Annotated in this window: 11 protein-coding genes; 4 read left to right on the top strand and 7 right to left on the bottom strand. The window is 65.8% G+C overall.

What is annotated here, in order from left to right; genetic code table 11:
* Positions 1–44: 44 nt before the first annotated feature.
* From accB to I6F36_RS07380, 5 genes are all read right to left on the bottom strand, one after another.
* Positions 45–533: an acetyl-CoA carboxylase biotin carboxyl carrier protein gene (gene accB, locus I6F36_RS07400; RefSeq protein WP_036022883.1), complete on the bottom strand. Its 489-nt coding sequence runs from the start codon at positions 531–533 to the stop codon at positions 45–47.
* A 35-nt stretch (positions 534–568) separates the two neighbouring features.
* A complete protein-coding gene (gene aroQ / locus I6F36_RS07395; RefSeq protein WP_225171224.1) occupies positions 569–1036 on the bottom strand; it encodes a type II 3-dehydroquinate dehydratase in 468 nt (155 codons plus the stop codon).
* 226 nt (positions 1037–1262) lie between these two features.
* Positions 1263–2138, bottom strand: a complete 876-nt coding sequence (locus I6F36_RS07390; RefSeq protein ID WP_225171223.1) for a DUF1236 domain-containing protein — start codon at positions 2136–2138, stop codon at positions 1263–1265.
* Positions 2139–2347: 209 nt separating this feature from the next.
* Complete coding sequence (locus tag I6F36_RS07385; protein WP_036000050.1) at positions 2348–3115, bottom strand: DsbA family protein; 768 nt, start codon at positions 3113–3115, stop codon at positions 2348–2350.
* 97 nt (positions 3116–3212) lie between these two features.
* Positions 3213–4613: a M48 family metalloprotease gene (locus I6F36_RS07380; RefSeq protein WP_036022887.1), complete on the bottom strand. Its 1401-nt coding sequence runs from the start codon at positions 4611–4613 to the stop codon at positions 3213–3215.
* A 205-nt stretch (positions 4614–4818) separates the two neighbouring features.
* Here I6F36_RS07380 and I6F36_RS07375 point away from each other — a divergent pair, with 205 nt between their 5' ends.
* Positions 4819–6006, top strand: coding sequence for a pyridoxal phosphate-dependent aminotransferase (locus I6F36_RS07375; RefSeq protein ID WP_225171222.1), 1188 nt, complete (start codon positions 4819–4821; stop codon positions 6004–6006).
* A 92-nt stretch (positions 6007–6098) separates the two neighbouring features.
* Positions 6099–6656, top strand: coding sequence for a biotin transporter BioY (locus I6F36_RS07370; RefSeq protein ID WP_057029063.1), 558 nt, complete (start codon positions 6099–6101; stop codon positions 6654–6656).
* A gap of 10 nt (positions 6657–6666) precedes the next feature.
* Here I6F36_RS07370 and I6F36_RS07365 read toward each other — a convergent pair whose 3' ends face one another.
* Positions 6667–7899, bottom strand: coding sequence for an FAD-binding oxidoreductase (locus tag I6F36_RS07365; RefSeq protein WP_225171221.1), 1233 nt, complete (start codon positions 7897–7899; stop codon positions 6667–6669).
* Positions 7900–7965: 66 nt separating this feature from the next.
* A complete protein-coding gene (locus I6F36_RS07360; protein ID WP_225171220.1) occupies positions 7966–11073 on the bottom strand; it encodes a ribonuclease E/G in 3108 nt (1035 codons plus the stop codon).
* Positions 11074–11778: 705 nt separating this feature from the next.
* Here I6F36_RS07360 and I6F36_RS07355 point away from each other — a divergent pair.
* Together I6F36_RS07355 and I6F36_RS07350 are read left to right on the top strand one after the other, a co-directional pair.
* A complete protein-coding gene (locus I6F36_RS07355) occupies positions 11779–13074 on the top strand; it encodes an N-acetylmuramoyl-L-alanine amidase (RefSeq protein ID WP_225125561.1) in 1296 nt (431 codons plus the stop codon).
* Between the two features lie 227 nt (positions 13075–13301).
* Positions 13302–15803, top strand: coding sequence for a penicillin-binding protein 1A (locus I6F36_RS07350; protein WP_036022896.1), 2502 nt, complete (start codon positions 13302–13304; stop codon positions 15801–15803).
* Positions 15804–15822: the final 19 nt, after the last annotated feature.

Genomic DNA, 15822 nt, shown 5'->3' with positions numbered 1-15822 from the left:
AGGGAAGGCTGACGCCATTCGCTATTCGCTATTCCCCATTCGCGTCACTCAATGATCACCAGCGGCTCGCCGTACTCGACCGGCTGGCCGTCCTCGACCAGGATCTGCGTCACCGTGCCGGCGCGCGGCGAGGGGATCTGGTTCATCGTCTTCATGGCTTCGATGATCAGCAGGGTCTGGCCGACCGAGACCTTGGTGCCGACGTCGATGAACGGCTTTGCGCCCGGCTCCGGCGCCCAATAGGCGGTGCCGACCATCGGCGAGGTCACGGCGCCGGGATGCTTCGACAGATCGGCCGCGGCAGGGGCCGCGGGGCTTGCTGCCACCGGCAGGGCGGCCGGAGGAGCCGTCACCTGCATCGGCATGGTCGCGGCAACGCTGATGTTGCGGGCAACGCGCAGTCGCAGACCCGCTCGCTCGATCTCGATCTCGGTGAGGCTGGTCTCATCGAGCAGAAGTGCCAGCTCGCGGACGAGCGCGGAATCCTCGCTGGAAAACTTTGCGGCTGCTTTGTCGTCTGGCTGGCGCGCCATGTTGTTTGATCCGAATGTTCTGTTGGAAGGGAGCGTCAGGCGTTGGGCTTGATGCCGAGCTTGGCGGCAAGGCCCTGGATGGCGAGGCGGTAGCCCTCGATGCCGAAACCGCAGAGCGAGGCGAAAGCCGCGCGCGCGGTGTAGGAATGGTGACGAAAACTCTCACGGGCGTGGATGTTGGTCACGTGCACCTCGACGGTCGGAATCTGCACCGCGAGCAGCGCATCGTGCAGTGCGATCGAGGTGTGGGAATAGCCGCCGGCATTGATGATGATGCCCTTCATCTTGCGCGCATGCGCCTCGTGGATGAAATCGATCAACTCGCCTTCGCGGTTGGATTGCCGGCAGTCCGCCTTCAGGCCGAACGTCGCGGCCGTGTCCCGGCACAGCGACTCGACGTCGGCCAGCGTCGCATGGCCATACTTGTCGGGCTCGCGGGTCCCCAGCATGTTGAGGTTCGGCCCGTTCAGGACGAGGATCGTGTCGGTTGCAGGTTCGGCCATTCCAATCCCGGAAGAGGTGTTTCGGCGTGGCGGGGGTTATAGGTAACAAAGCGCGTGAGGGGAAGCCTTGAAGGGCCTCAGCGGCGGGTTCAACCGCCTCATCCAGTGCGCAAAAACCTGTGCGGAAACCACGGAAATTGCTTGTTAACCAGTCCGAAGCATGGCTGCCCGGCGCATGCAAAGGGGCGGGCATCGCTGCCCGCCCCTGAGATTGCCCGTGTCCGCCTTAGACGTTCAGGACGGCCACGATCTCGTAGGTGTCCGGATCGATGATGACGATCTCTTCCCGGACCAGGACGTACTTGTAGCTCCGCCATTCCGGATAGATCGACACGACCCGCGACGGCAGGGCGTGAAGGGTGATGCCCTCCCGCGGAATGCGGGTGCCGACCGAGATCGAGAAGTTCACGTTGGTCACCGGGGCGACGCGCTGCTCGCGGATCACGGACGTGATCTGCGTGCGCTGCTCAGTCGAAAGCTTGGCAGCGGCGCCGGCCTGGCCGACCGTGGTCGAGCTCTGGCCCTGCGCGTTCTGGGTCGAGCTGGTGCCAGTCTGACCCTGCACGTTCTGGTTGGTGCTGGTGCCGGTCTGGCCCTGAGCATTCTGGTTGGTGCTCGTGCCGGTGCCCTGTCGGGTCTCGGTGGTCGAGGTGCCGCTCTTGCTGCCCTCAGCCTTCATGTCCTTCTGGTCCTTAGCACCGGACTTGCTGGTGTCCTGGCTCATGCTCTTGGACTTGTCCTGCTGGGACTTGTCCATCTGGCCCTGCGCGCGATCATCGGTGCGCTGGCCCTTGGTGGTACCAGACTTGTCCTCGGCCGCGTTCTTGTTCATCGCGCCGCCCGAGGAGCGCTCGTCCTTCATCGCGCCGGACTTGTCTTCGGACTTCATCGTCCCGGAGCCGCCGGCCTGGCCAACGGTCCCCTTGTCCCGGCTCATCGAGCCACCGCGCTCAGCCGCGCCGCCGGAAGGCTGCGAATGCTGCATCTGCGCGCCACCGGCGCCGCCGCCGCTGTCGCGGCCCATATTGCCCTGCGCGTTCGCGAGGCCAGTGCCCGCGACGAGCGCGACTGCGGCAACCGAAATCATAAAGCGGTTCAACATCGAAATTCTCCTCACGTGTTCATTCGCGTCATTGCCCGCGCCGACAACGAAAGGGGATTTGAGTTGTTCCGGAACTTCGACTGTTCCGCGGCTTTTGTTTGTTGAACGCCAGATGAATGACTTTGCACGAAGGCGCCAACGTTCAGCGCAAGAAAAAAGGCCGGCATGTCTGCCGGCCTTTTTGTGTTCTCGCTATCGTAAAACTGTGATCAGCAAGTCGCCTTGCCGCAACGGGCAATGCCGATCTTCTCCTTCAGGCTTTCAACACCGACGGCACCGATCACGATCTGCTTGCCGATCACGTAGCTCGGCGTACCGTTCATGCCCATCGCTTCGGCAAGCTTGAAATTCTCCTCGAGGGTGGCGCGCACCTCGGGGCTGGCGATGTCCTTCTCGATGCGAGCCGTGTCGAGACCGGCTTCCTTGGCGGCTTGCATCGCGCGGGCCTTGTCGGCGGCGCCGCGGCCGCTGAGCAGCTTCTGATGGAAGTCGAGATATTTCTTGCCGGAGGGATCCTGCATGCGCACGGCGACCCCGACCTGCGCCGCTTCCACCGAGCCCTGGCTCAGCACCGGAAATTCCTTCAGCACCACCTTCAGCTTCGGATCGCCCTTCATGATGGTCAGCATGTCGTCCATCGCGCGCTTGCAATAGCCGCAATTGTAGTCGAAGAACTCGACGAAGGTGACGTCGCCGTCCCTGTTGCCGAGCACGACCTGGCGTGGCGAGTTGAAGATCGCCTCGGCGTTCTGCGCGATGCTGGCTTGGTGCTTCTGCGTTTCGGCCGCGGCCTGGCGCTTGCTGAGCTCGGCCATGGCCTCCTCGAGCACCTCGGGATGGCTGACGAGATAGTTCTTGATGATCTTCTCGATCTCGGTGCGCTGGCTGTCGGAGAAACTGTCGGCCGAGGCGGGCACGGCTGCGCCGAACATGGCGAGCGCGAACAAGGCAGGAGCGAACAGGCGCAGCGAAGGCATAGTCAAATCCTCTTATCCAAAGCAGGTTTCGAGAAACGTCCCGGCGGATTCAAGCCCGGTGTCGTGACGTCGTGGTCGGGCGTCGTTCGAGTTTGCGTCAGTTGCGCGGCGGCTTCGCCGCCACGATGTCGTCGGCCTTGACCCATCCGGGGGTGCCGACGGCGAAACGTGTTTTCGCGCGCGTGGCAAGCTCGCGGGCGGTTTTGTTGTCGCCGCGCAAATATGCGGCCTGGGCCGAGGCGAGATCTGCCTCCGCATAATCTCCCTTCCGGCCATAGGCCATCGCGAGCTGGGTGTAACCGAGCGCCGCCTCGGGCTCCCGGGCCACCGCGGCGCGGAGAATCCGAACGGCATCGTCGGTGTAGGCCTTATTATCGGTTCCGACCAGAGCCTGCCCAAGTAACATCTCGATGAGGGGGGCGTTGTTCGAGAGGGCGACGGCCTTGCGCAAGGGAGCGATCGCTTCGGCCGCCTTGCCGCTTTCCAGGAGCGCCTGGCCGCGCACCTCGTAGAAATACGGGTTGTTCGGCTGCACCTGGATCAGCGCGTCGATCTGGGCAAGCGCGCTGCGCAGATCACCGTGCAAATAGGTGCTGATGGCGCGGGCATAGCGAGCCGGCAGGCTGTCGTTGGTCTGGGGATAGCGGCGGTAGACCGTCTCCGGCCGTTCCATGAAGGCGGAGATCTTGGCGCGGACCATGTCGTGCCGAAGCTGGAGCGCGGGATCGTCCTTCTTGTTCCAGTAGGGGCTGGAGCTTGCGAACTCCTGTAGCGCGGCGACGCGCTCGGCCGGCATCGGATGCGACTGCAGGTAGGGATCGGCACCGCGCGCGGCGAACAGGCTCTCGCTGGTGAAGCGCTTGAACGTCTCGTACATGCCCTTGGGCGATTGCTGGGTCGCAGCCAGGAATTTCACGCCGGCGCGGTCGGCATTCTCCTCCTGCTGGCGCTGGTAGGACAGCAGCGTGCGGCGGATCACCTCCTGCGGAGCGGCGATGGCGGCCGCGCCAGCATTGGCGAGCCCGTTGTTGCCTACGCTGCTGCGCTGGGTGCTGCCGGCCGCAATCGCGCCGGCGCCGAGCAGCATCGCGATGATCATCTGGGTCTGGGCGGCGGCGAGCTGCTCGCGCAGCTTGGACAGATGGCCGCCCGCCAGGTGTCCGGTCTCGTGCGCGAGCACGCCGATGATCTGGTTCGGCGTCTCCGATTGCAGGATCGCGCCCCAATTGACGAAGATGCGGCGGCCATCCGCGACGAAGGCGTTGAACGAGCCGTCGTTGATGATCACCATCTGGATGTTGTGCTTCTCCAGACCCGCAACGCGCAGGATCGGACGCGTGTATTCGCGCAGCAGCTGCTCGGTCTCGGTGTCGCGCAGGACCGGCGGCCCCTTGGCCTGCGCGCGCGCGGCCGAGAACGGCGTCAGCGCGATCGCCGTGGCCGTGACGAGGGCGGTGAGGGCGGAGGCCTTCTTGCGCAATGCGATCTGGAGCGACATCAAGCGGTCTTGGTCAAAAGGGGCTCGGTCAAGTGGTCTTGGTCAAGCAGTTCAGTGATTGGTTTTGGCGATTGGCGGCGGACCGGATACGCGATATGCCCTTGTGAGCGGTGCCCTTATGAGCCGTACAATGCGGCCAGTCTGGGGCACAAGCGCCCCGTTTACGGACCGGACGGACCGGTTCGCCAACCAATAGCAGAAATCGATGCACGACGCGACATTGAGGAACCGGTTGGGGCAGTGGCTCGAGCCCTCCCGCCGCAGCGATGTTCCCCCATTCATGGTGATGGACGTCATGGCCGCGGCGGCTCGAATCGAGGCCGCCGGCGGTCATGTGATCCACATGGAGGTCGGCCAGCCCGCGGCCGGCGCGCCCAGGACCGCGATCGCGGCCGCCCATGCGGCGCTCGAGGCCGGACGAATCGACTATACGTCCGCGCTCGGCATCCCTTCCTTGCGCGCGCGCATCGCGCGCCATTATCGCGACGCCTATGGCTGCGATGTCAGCCCCGAGCGGATCGTGGTGACGACGGGCTCGTCGGGCGGCTTCATCTTGGCCTTTCTGTCGATGTTCGAACCTGGCGATCGCGTCGCCGTGACGGTGCCGGGCTATCCGCCATATCGACATATTCTGACCGCGCTCGGCTGCGAGCCGGTGCTGATCGAGACCACGAACGAAACGCGTCACGCGCTCACAGGCGAGGCCCTGCTCGCAGCGCATCGCAAGGCGCCGCTGAAGGGTGTTCTGGTCGGCAGCCCCGCCAATCCGACGGGCACGATGATGTCCCGTGAAGCGCTCGCCGGCCTGATCGCGGCCGCAGAAGACGCCGGCATCCGCTTCATCTCCGATGAGATCTATCACGGGCTCGATTACGCGTTTCCGGCCGTGACAGCGGCTGCGCTGTCCGAGCACGCGCTCGTGATCAATTCGTTCTCGAAGTATTTTTGCATGACCGGTTGGCGCATCGGCTGGATGGTGGTGCCCGAGATCCTGGTGCGGCCGATCGAGCGGCTGCAGCAGAACCTCTCGATCTCGGTGCCCTCGCTGTCGCAGATCGCGGCGGAGGCCGCCTTCGACGGCACGGCCGAGATGGAGGAGATCAAGCACGGCTACCAGGAAAACCGGCGCGTCCTGATCGATGGTTTGCCCAAGGCGGGACTGACGAAATTCCTGCCGGCCGACGGCGCCTTCTATCTCTATGCAGACGTCTCGGACTTCACCGCCGACAGTCTCGAATTCGCAAAGCAGATGCTGGAGCAGGCGCGCGTGGCGGCAACGCCCGGCCTTGATTTCGATCCCATCCATGGCCGCTCGTTCATTCGTTTCTCCTATGCGCGCTCGCCAGGGGAGATGCGTGAGGCAGTTGACCGGATTGCTGAGTGGCTTAAATAACTGCGCCAGTTTTCTTCAGCCTTCCGGAGTTCAGCTTGTCAGACCGTTCCGTCCCGTCCGCCGCTACGCCACATTCCTCTCTCGCCGCATTGATGTGGCCGACGCGACCGGGCGAAGCCGTCGGCGCGCTGCGTGCCGTCGTGCTGGTCGCGCTCGGCACGGCGTTGATGGCGCTGTCGGCCAAGGTGAATCTGCCGCTGCCTTACGTGCCCATGACGTTGCAGACGTTGGTGGTGCTGATGATCGGCGCCGCCTATGGCTGGCGCCTCGGCAGCGCGACCATGATCGCTTACCTCGCCGAGGGCGCGATCGGGCTTCCGGTGTTCGCCGGTCCCGTGGGTGGGATCGCGCCGCTGGTCGGCCCGACCGCGGGCTATCTGTTCGGTTTCGTGCTGGCTGCGTTCGCGACCGGTTGGCTCGCCGAGCGCGGCTGGGATCGCAGCGTCGTGCTGCTGTTTGCGGCGATGGCTGTTGGCCACATCGTCATTCTCGCGGCCGGATTCGGCTGGCTGGCATTCGGCCTTGGTCTCGGCGCCGCCAAGGCCTGGCAGGTCGGCATCGTGCCGTTCATCGCGGCCTCGCTGGTCAAGAATGCGCTCGGCGCGACCCTGATGCCGGCGGCGCGCCGGATTGTCGAGCGTCGCGGATAGGACGCGCTCGCTAAAACCGCTCCGGCCGATACGGCGCGGGATCGACCGCGGGCGTTTCGCCGCTCATCATCTCCGCGAGCAGGCGTCCGGTCGCAGGGCCCAGCGTGAAGCCCTGATGGCCATGGCCGAAATTCATCCAGAGGCCGGGGTGGCGCGGGGCGGGGCCGAGCACCGGCAGCATGTCGGGCGTGCAGGGCCTCGTTCCGAACCACGGATCCGGCTCGACCCGTTTGCCGAGGTCGATCAGCTCGCGCGCCGAGGCTTCGGCGCTGGCGAGCTGCACTGGTGTTGCGAGTGCGTCCGCGCCCGTCAATTCCGCGCCGGTGGTGATGCGGATGCCCCTGGCCATCGGCCCCATGGCGTAGCCACGGGCCTTGTCGACCAGCGGCAGGTCGAGCGAAGCGCCGCCGCTGTAATGCATGTGGTAGCCGCGCTTGCGCACCAGCGGGATGCGATAGCCGAATTTGTACAATAAATCAGGCGACCACGGCCCGAGCGTCACGACGGCGTGGGCAGCGTCGATGCGGCCCTGGTCGGTGTCCACCGACCAGCCGGTCGCTGTCTGTCGCAGCGACTGCGCATCACCGAGCACGATCCTGCCGCCGAGCCGTACGAACAGCTCGGCATAGGCCGTGACCAGCGCGCCGGGGTCGGACACGGTCCAGGTGTCGAGCCAGTGGATCGCTCCCGGGAGATCGTCGCGCAGGATCGGCTCGGCCCTGGCAAGCTCGCTGCCCGACAGCACGCGGTAGTTCACGCCAAATTCGCGCTGATCTTCCTCGGCAGCCTTGACCGAGAGATCCAACGAAGCGGCATCGCGAAACAGCGCTCGGTAGCCGGCGCGGCGGATGAGATTGTCGGCATGCGCCTCGCGGATCAGGATGTCGTGCTCGGCCGTTGCGTAGGCGATCAGCCGTGCCCAGGCCTCGATCGCCTCGCGATGCCGCCTCGGCGCCGAATGCCACCAATAGCGGAGCAGGGGCTCGATGTGGAGATGCAGCGAGGAGAGGCTGTAGCGCACGTCGTTGGTGCGGCCGGTCGCGATCTTCAAAAGCGAAGCGAGGTCGCGCGGCATCGGATAGGGGCGTACCGCTTCGGCCTGGATCATCCCCGCGTTGCCGTAGCTGGTCTCGCGGCCCGGCTCCCTGCGATCGATCAGCGTCACCCACCAGCCGCGCCGCTGCAGATGCAGCGCGGCGCCGACGCCCACCATGCCGCCGCCGAGAATGATCGCGCTTTGCATCGCAACTGACCTCATCAAATCAAAACCGCCCGGTTGGGCCGGGCGGTTTCAATTCCATTTGTCCCTTTACTCGCCGCCGCCGAAACGGCGTGACCACCAGCCGGCACGACGTGGGGCGGCCGGGGTTTCGCTTGCCGCCTCCGGCGCGGGCTCAGGTGCCGGCGCGGGTGCAGCAACCGGCTCGGTCGCCTCCGCCGCCGGCGTTGCGGGCTCCGCCTGGCTGTTCGCCAGGAAGCTCACCTTTTCGCGCACGGTGGAGCGGCGCCGCGCGGCCCTGTCGCCGGCTGACTCTTCGTCCGGCGTTGCGGTCGTCGCGGCGGGAGCGGGCTCCGGCTGGGCCGGCGCCTCGGTTCGGATCTCGGCGTGCGGCTCAGGCTCCGCAACTTGCGGCTCGCCGGTCGGCTCGGCCTGCGCGATCGAAGGCGAAGCCTGGCTGCCGAGGCCGTCGAAATCGGCCACTGCATCGGCAGCTTCCGGCGGCGGGTTGGTGCCGAGCTCGTCGCTGATGGAGCCGGCAAGACCTTCCTCGCCGCCACCGCGACGGCGGCGACCGCCGCGGCGGCCACGCCGACGCCGGCGATCACCGCTGCCCTGCTGTTCGCCACGGGCGGCCTGTTCCTCGCCTTCCTCACCGTCCTGCTCGGACTCGGTCTCCTCCTCGCTTTCGCCGGCGATCATCGCGGGCTCAGGCACGGTCGGCGCCGTATCCTCGCGCAACTCTCCTTCGCGCTGGCCGCCGCGGCCGCGCCGGCGGCGCCGGCGCTTGCGGCGCTGGCCGTCCTGCTCCGAGGCTGCCTCGCCGCCAGCCTGCTCGTCGGCAAGGCCTTCGGTCTCGTCGGTTTCGACCTCCGATTCCGTCTCCAGGTCGAAGACGTCCTCGTCGTCATAGGCCTCTTCGGCCGGTGGCGGCGGGCTCGCAGCGGCTTGCGCAACGAGCAGCGCCTTGGCGGCTTCGAGCGTATGCACCTGCTCGCCGCGGTCGATCACATAGGCCTGCGGGCCGTTGACGCTCGCGTCGGCGATCACCGACAGCGTGACCTTGAAGCCGTTCTCGAGATCGCGCAGATGGCCGCGCTTGTGGTTCAGCACATAAAGCGCGACGTCGGTGCGGGTGCGGACGACGAGATTGTGGGTCGCGCCCTTCATCAGGATCTCTTCGAGGCCGCGCAGGAGCTGTAGCGCCACCGAGGACACCGAGCGGACGTGGCCGGTGCCGCCGCAATGCGGGCACGGATCGGTCGAAGATTCCAGCACGCTGGCGCGGATGCGCTGGCGCGACATCTCGAGCAGGCCGAAATGCGAGATGCGGCCGACCTGGATGCGCGCGCGATCCTGCCTGAGGCAATCGGACAGCTTGCGCTCGACCGCGCGGTTGTTGCGCTTCTCGTCCATGTCGATGAAATCGATGACGATCAGGCCGGCGAGGTCGCGTAGGCGGAGCTGGCGGGCGACCTCTTCAGCCGCTTCCATGTTGGTCTTGAGCGCGGTGTCCTCGATATGGTGCTCGCGCGTCGATCGTCCCGAGTTGACGTCGATCGAGACCAGCGCCTCGGTCTGGTTGATGACGATGTAGCCGCCGGAGCGCAGCTGCACGGTCGGCGAGAACATCGCATCGAGCTGGCTCTCGACGCCCATGCGCGAGAACAGCGGCTGGCCGTCGCGATATTGCTTCACCGCGCCGACATTGGCGGGCATCAGCATCTTCATGAAGTCGCGGGCCTCGCGGTGGCCGGCTTCGCCGGCGACCAGGATCTCGTCGATCTCCTTGTTGTAGAGGTCGCGCAGCGAGCGCTTGATCAGCGAGCCTTCCTCGTAGACGAGGGTCGGGGCCTGCGATTTCAGCGTGAGGTCGCGCACCGTCTCCCACATCCGGATCAGATATTCGAAGTCGCGCTTGATCTCGGGCTTGGTCCGGGCGGCGCCCGCGGTACGCAGGATGATGCCCATGCCCTCGGGCACGTCGAGGTCCTGCACCACTTCCTTCAGGCGCGAGCGGTCCTGCGCGCTGGTGATCTTGCGGCTGATGCCGCCGCCGCGTGCGGTGTTCGGCATCAGGACGGCGTAGCGGCCGGCGAGCGAGAGGTAGGTCGTCAGCGCCGCGCCCTTGTTGCCGCGCTCTTCCTTGACGACCTGAACCAGCATCACCTGGCGGCGCTTGATGACTTCCTGGATCTTGTACTGGCGGCGCGGGCGGAAGGTGCGCTCCGGCACTTCCTCGAGCACGTCGTCGCCGCCGACGGATTCGACGACTTCCTCTTCGGCATCCTCGCCGTCCTCGTCCTCGTCGTCCTCCTCGGCTGCTTCCCCGGCGTCCGCATGCGGGGCTTCCGTGCTTTCGCCGGCGGTGTAGATGGCCTCGGCCGGCTCGGCGGCCGATGTCACGGCTTCGGCCAGAGGCTCCGCCTGCGCTTCCGCGGCATGAGCTTCTGGAGCGGGAACGTCGAAGGTTGACGCCGGCTGCGGCTCGGCAGCGGTCTCGACCGCGGGCTCGGCGCCGACCGCCGCGACAGGCGCGGGCGTCTCGTCGGCGTGATCATGATCGTGATGATCGCGCTCGTCCTCGCGGCCGTGGGCATCATCGTGAGCGTGATCGTGCTCGTCATCGCGGGCATGACGATGTTCGTCATGATCATGGTCACCATGATCGGGATCGTGGCCCTCGTGCTCGCCATGATGCTCCGTATCGGCGTGCAGATGCTCGCCCTCGGCATGCTCGGGCAGCGCGGCGCCTTCGACCGGCTGAGCGGCGGGATCGGCGCCGGCTTCGAGACCTTCGACGATGTCGCTGCGCACGCGCTCGCCATGACCGCGGCGGCGGGCGTTGCGGTGCCGCGAGCGGCGACGGCCGTGCGAGCGGTTCTCGCTTTCTTCCTCGGCCTCGCGATGGGCCTGTTCCTCGGCCTCGATCAGCGCCTGCCGGTCGGCGACCGGGATCTGGTAATAGTCGGGATGGATTTCGCTGAAGGCGAGAAAGCCGTGGCGATTGCCGCCATATTCGACGAAAGCAGCCTGGAGCGAGGGTTCGACCCTTGTGACCTTGGCGAGGTAGATATTCCCGCGCAGTTGCTTGCGTTGCGCGGTCTCGAAATCAAACTCTTCGACACGATTGCCGCGGACCACGACGACCCGGGTCTCCTCCGGGTGGGTGGCATCGATCAACATCTTGTTGGGCATGTCTTAACTCTTGGCGGCGGCGGACGCGATAAGCCGTGGGCGCGTATCGCGCCGGCGGGTGACGCGACGGTCCACCTGATTCGGGGGTGAGGGGAAGGCCGAAACGCCGTCTCTCGCGCCTTGCCGAACCGGAAGCTTCAGGACCATTGCGACGCACGGGATTGTCACTCCGCAGCGTCGCGAATGCTCCTTCAGATTTCGTCGGCACAGTCTGGCGCATCAAGCGTCGGCCCGTATGAAACACTGGGCGGCGAGGCCGCCCTTCAATCAGTTGCTGCTGGCCAGGCACGGCGCGAGCGCGCTCGCCTTGGGGATCACGAACCGCCCCCTTGGGGTCAAGGGACCGGGTAATGGGTTACGCCGCTGTCAGAACCGTCCCGGCAACATGAGTGGTAGCCCGAGACCGTCCGCCGCCGGGGCTTGACCCGCTCCACCTCGCTGCCGCGCACCGCGCTGGTCATAGAGGGAAGTGGAAAACGCTGGAATTCTCAAACCTTGAGAGTTCCGGCGCTGCACCGGGAGGCTGAATGCGACACAACCGGAAATATCGGCCGTCAGCATTCCGTACATACGAGGAATGAGCCATCCGTGCAAGGGAGCGTCGCACGGCGGTCACAGTCGGCGAGTTTCGCGTTTCCGTCATTAAGGATCGATTAACCCTGTGGTTCTATTGCGTTAAGAGAGCTGCTCGGAGGCACGGAATCGGTGGCGAGCCGCACAAATCGACGGATTTTGCTGGGGGGCGTGTTGCTGTGCACTGCGGCATTGCCCTGTGCTGATTCCGCGCGCCTGATCGCCGCCGAGAGCCGGCTGCAACCTGCTGCCGTTGCGGCGAATTTTCCGGTCGCCTCGGCCGCCCGCCTGGCCGGCGACGGCAAGCAGACCCGCTTCATCCTCGACCTCGACCAGACCGTCACCTTCCGCGCCGTCACGCTGGCCGACCCTTACCGCGTGGTGGTGGACGTGCCGCAGGTCAATTTTCAGCTGCCCGCCGGGACCGGAAGTGGGGGGCGGGGGCTGGTCAAGGCCTTCCGCTACGGGCTCGTCATGCCCGGCGGCTCTCGAATCGTGTTCGACCTGACCGGACCGGCGAAGATCGCCAAATCATACGTGCTGGAGGCGGCCAACGGCCAACCGGCCCGGCTGGTGCTCGAGCTGGAGGAGGTCGACCGCACCGCCTTCGTGTCGTCACGTGCCCCCGAAAACCGTCCCGAGCTGCGGCCCGCGATCGCTGAAGCGCCGCCCGCCACGGTTCCCAGTGCCGCGGCCCCGGATGGCGCGCAGCAGAAGGCCGATACTCGACCGGTGGTGGTGATCGATCCCGGCCATGGCGGCATCGACAACGGGACGCAGTCGAGCGGCGAGAGCGAGAAAAACCTGGTGCTGGCCTTTGGCCTGGCGCTCCGCGACAAGCTGGAAAAAGCCGGCAAGTACCGTGTGGTCATGACGCGGGACGACGACACCTTCGTTCCGCTCAATGACCGCACCAAGATCGCCCGCAATCTCAAGGCGGCCTTGTTCGTCTCGATCCACGCCGATGCGCTGCCGCGGGCGGAAGGGGATGCGCAGGGCGCGACCATCTATACGCTCTCCGACAAGGCGTCCGACGCCGAGGCCCAGCGGCTGGCGGATGCGGAGAACCGCGCCGATGCGATCGCCGGCTTCAACCTCGCGGAGGAGCCGACCGACGTCGCCGACATCCTGATCGACCTCACACAGCGGGAAACCCGCACCTTTTCAAACCGTTTCGCCCGCCATTTGATGAGCGAAATGAAGCAGACGGTGCGGATGCACAAGCATCCCCTGAAATCCGCCGGCTTCCGGGTTCTGAAGGCGCCCGACGTGCCATCGGTGCTGGTCGAGATCGGCTACGTCTCCAACAAGGGCGATCTCGAGCAGCTGGTCTCCGAGGGCTGGCGGTCCCGCGCCGTGGGCTCGATGGCCCAGGCGATCGACGGATTTTTGACCAAGCGGATGGCCACGGCGGGGACGTCGAACTAGCCGGTTTGTTCCTCCCGGCCCGAAGGCCCTAGTTTGGCCACAGCGGACGCTTTATAGAAACCGGTAGAGGGTTCCGGAATCGGCGAGAATCCTGTTCGGCAAGCGTCTTAAGTCCGGCTTCGATGTGATTGCGTAAGCCGGTGAATTCGCGGCGTGAGGTTGGTACCGTTTTGTGTGCCAAAGGGCTGATACTGGGCTGATCCAGAGTTTGAACGGATAAACAGATAATGCGCTTGCTGGTGCGGTTCATGGGCTTCCTGTTCGCCGCGGGAACAGTGGTGTTCCTTGTTGGCGTCGGGGCCGTGGCAGGCCTGATCTGGCATTTCTCCAAGGACTTGCCGGACTACTCTCAGCTTCAGGATTACGAGCCGCCGGTGATGACGCGTGTGCACGCGGTCGACGGTTCGCTGGTCGGCGAATACGCCAAGGAGCGGCGGCTGTATCTGCCGATCCAGGCGGTGCCGAAGCTCGTGATCAACGCCTTCCTCGCGGCCGAGGACAAGAATTTCTACGAGCATGGCGGCATCGACTACACCGGCATGGCTCGCGCAGGCCTGCTCTATCTGCAAAACTACGGCTCCAACCGCCGTCCGCAGGGTGCGTCCACGATCACGCAGCAGGTCGCCAAGAACTTCCTGCTCACCAACGAGGTCTCCTTCTCACGCAAGATCAAGGAAGCCTTGCTGGCGATGCGCATCGAGAAGACCTATTCGAAGGACAAAATCCTCGAACTGTATCTCAACGAGATCTATCTCGGCCTCGGCGCCTACGGCATCGCGGCGGCCTCGCTGGTCTATTTCGACAAGTCGGTGAACGAGCTGACGGTGGCGGAAGCGTCCTATCTGGCGGCGCTGCCGAAGATGCCGGCGACGCTGCATCCGGTCCGCAACCGCGACCGCGCCATCGAGCGTCGCAATTACGTGATCGACCGTCTCGTGGAAAACGGCTGGATCAAGCAGGCCGACGCCGACAAGTCGCGCAAGGAGCCGCTCGCCGTCACCAGCCGTTCCAACGGCGCCCACACCTTTGCCGGCGAATATTTCGCCGAGGAAGTCCGCCGCGACATTTTCGAGCGCTACGGCGAGAAGAAGCTCTACGAGGGTGGCCTGTCGGTTCGCACCACGCTCGATCCGAAGATTCAGGTCATGGCGCGCAAGGCCATGGTCGCCGGCCTCGTGAATTATGACGAGCAGCAGGGTTATCGCGGCGCCATCAGCAAGCTCGACATCTCGGGCGACTGGGGCGTGAAGCTCGCCGAGATCAAGTCGCTGTCCGACATCTCGCCTTGGCGCATGGCGGTGGTGTTGGAGACCAGCGATCAGTCGGCACGGATCGGCTTTCAGCCTGGCCGCGAGCTCGGCGGCGCGGTGAGCAAGCAGCGCGAGACCGGCATCGTCACGGTCGACGGCGTGCGCTGGGCGCGGGCGCTGCAGGGCGGCACGAGAGGCAAGACGCCGACAGCGGTGTCGCAGGTGCTCCAGCCCGGCGACGTCATCTATGCCGATCCCCTCTATAAGGACGGCCACCCCGTCGAGGGCCAGTACCGGCTTCGCCAGATTCCGGAAGTCTCCGGCGCGATGGTGGCGATGGATCCCTGGACCGGCCGCGTGCTCGCGATGGTCGGCGGTTTCTCGTTCGACCAGAGCCAGTTCAATCGCGCCACGCAGGCCTACCGGCAGCCCGGTTCGTCGTTCAAGCCGATCGTCTATTCGGCCGCGCTCGACAACGGCTACACGCCCTCGACCGTCGTGCTCGACGCGCCCATCGAGATCGACCAGGGGCAGGGCGCCGGCGTGTGGCGGCCTGAAAACTTCTCCTCGGGCAAGTTCCAGGGACCGGTGACGCTGCGCAATGCGCTGCGGCAATCGCTCAACACCGTGACGGTGCGCCTCGCGCAGGACATCGGCATGCCCCTGATCGGCGAATATTCCCGCCGCTTCGGCGTCTATGACGAACTGCCGAACTATCTCTCCTACGCGCTCGGCGCCGGCGAGACCACGGCGATGCGCATGGTCACGGCGTACTCGATGCTCGCCAATGGCGGCCGCCGCGTGAAGCCGACGCTGATCGACCGCATCCAGGACCGTTACGGCCGCACCATCTTCAAGCACGACCAGCGCGAATGCCGCGGCTGCGACGCGCCGGGCGGCTGGAAGAACCAGCCCGAGCCGCAGCTGATCGACCGCCGCGAGCAGGTGCTGGATTCCATGACCGCCTATCAGATCACCGAGCTGATGGAGGGTGTGGTGCAGTCCGGTACGGCCACGGTGATCAAGGAGGTCGGCAAGCCCGTCGCCGGCAAGACCGGCACCACCAACGAGGCCAAGGACGCCTGGTTCGTCGGCTTCTCGCCGGACATCGCAGTCGCAGTTTACATGGGCTACGACAAGCCTCGTCCGCTCGGTAAGGGCAATGCCGCGACCGGCGGTCATCTCGCTGCTCCGATCGTGCGTGACTTCCTCAAGCTCGCGCTCGCCGACAAGCCCGCGGTCCCGTTCAAGGTGCCCGCCGGCATCAAGCTCGTTCGCGTCGTCGCCAAGACCGGCATGCGCGCCGGCCCCGGCGAGACCGGCGGAACCATCCTCGAAGCCTTCAAGCCCGGCACGGCGCCGCCGGACAATTATTCGGTCATCGGCGTTGCCGACGCCGACGGGCGCGGCATGCCGGTGCAGCAGCAGCAGCCGGATTCCGGCTTCCTCTTCCGGCCGGGCACTGGCGGGTTGTGGTAGGCCGCGGATAAGGCCGGCG

This window comes from Bradyrhizobium sp. BRP19 (genome assembly GCF_020194195.1).
GTDB lineage: Bacteria > Pseudomonadota > Alphaproteobacteria > Rhizobiales > Xanthobacteraceae > Bradyrhizobium > Bradyrhizobium yuanmingense.
This window is presented reverse-complemented; position numbering and strand designations above follow the sequence as displayed.

What these genes read in the sequence shown, in the direction of transcription:
- accB (WP_036022883.1), bottom strand. Translation starts at nt 533, where the DNA reads ATGGCGCGCCAGCCAGACGACAAAGCAGCCGCAAAGTTTTCCAGCGAG.
- aroQ (WP_225171224.1), bottom strand. Translation starts at nt 1,036, where the DNA reads ATGGCCGAACCTGCAACCGACACGATCCTCGTCCTGAACGGGCCGAAC.
- I6F36_RS07390 (WP_225171223.1), bottom strand. Translation starts at nt 2,138, where the DNA reads ATGTTGAACCGCTTTATGATTTCGGTTGCCGCAGTCGCGCTCGTCGCG.
- I6F36_RS07385 (WP_036000050.1), bottom strand. Translation starts at nt 3,115, where the DNA reads ATGCCTTCGCTGCGCCTGTTCGCTCCTGCCTTGTTCGCGCTCGCCATG.
- I6F36_RS07380 (WP_036022887.1), bottom strand. Translation starts at nt 4,613, where the DNA reads ATGTCGCTCCAGATCGCATTGCGCAAGAAGGCCTCCGCCCTCACCGCC.
- I6F36_RS07375 (WP_225171222.1), top strand. Translation starts at nt 4,819, where the DNA reads ATGCACGACGCGACATTGAGGAACCGGTTGGGGCAGTGGCTCGAGCCC.
- I6F36_RS07370 (WP_057029063.1), top strand. Translation starts at nt 6,099, where the DNA reads ATGTGGCCGACGCGACCGGGCGAAGCCGTCGGCGCGCTGCGTGCCGTC.
- I6F36_RS07365 (WP_225171221.1), bottom strand. Translation starts at nt 7,899, where the DNA reads ATGCAAAGCGCGATCATTCTCGGCGGCGGCATGGTGGGCGTCGGCGCC.
- I6F36_RS07360 (WP_225171220.1), bottom strand. Translation starts at nt 11,073, where the DNA reads ATGCCCAACAAGATGTTGATCGATGCCACCCACCCGGAGGAGACCCGG.
- I6F36_RS07350 (WP_036022896.1), top strand. Translation starts at nt 13,302, where the DNA reads ATGCGCTTGCTGGTGCGGTTCATGGGCTTCCTGTTCGCCGCGGGAACA.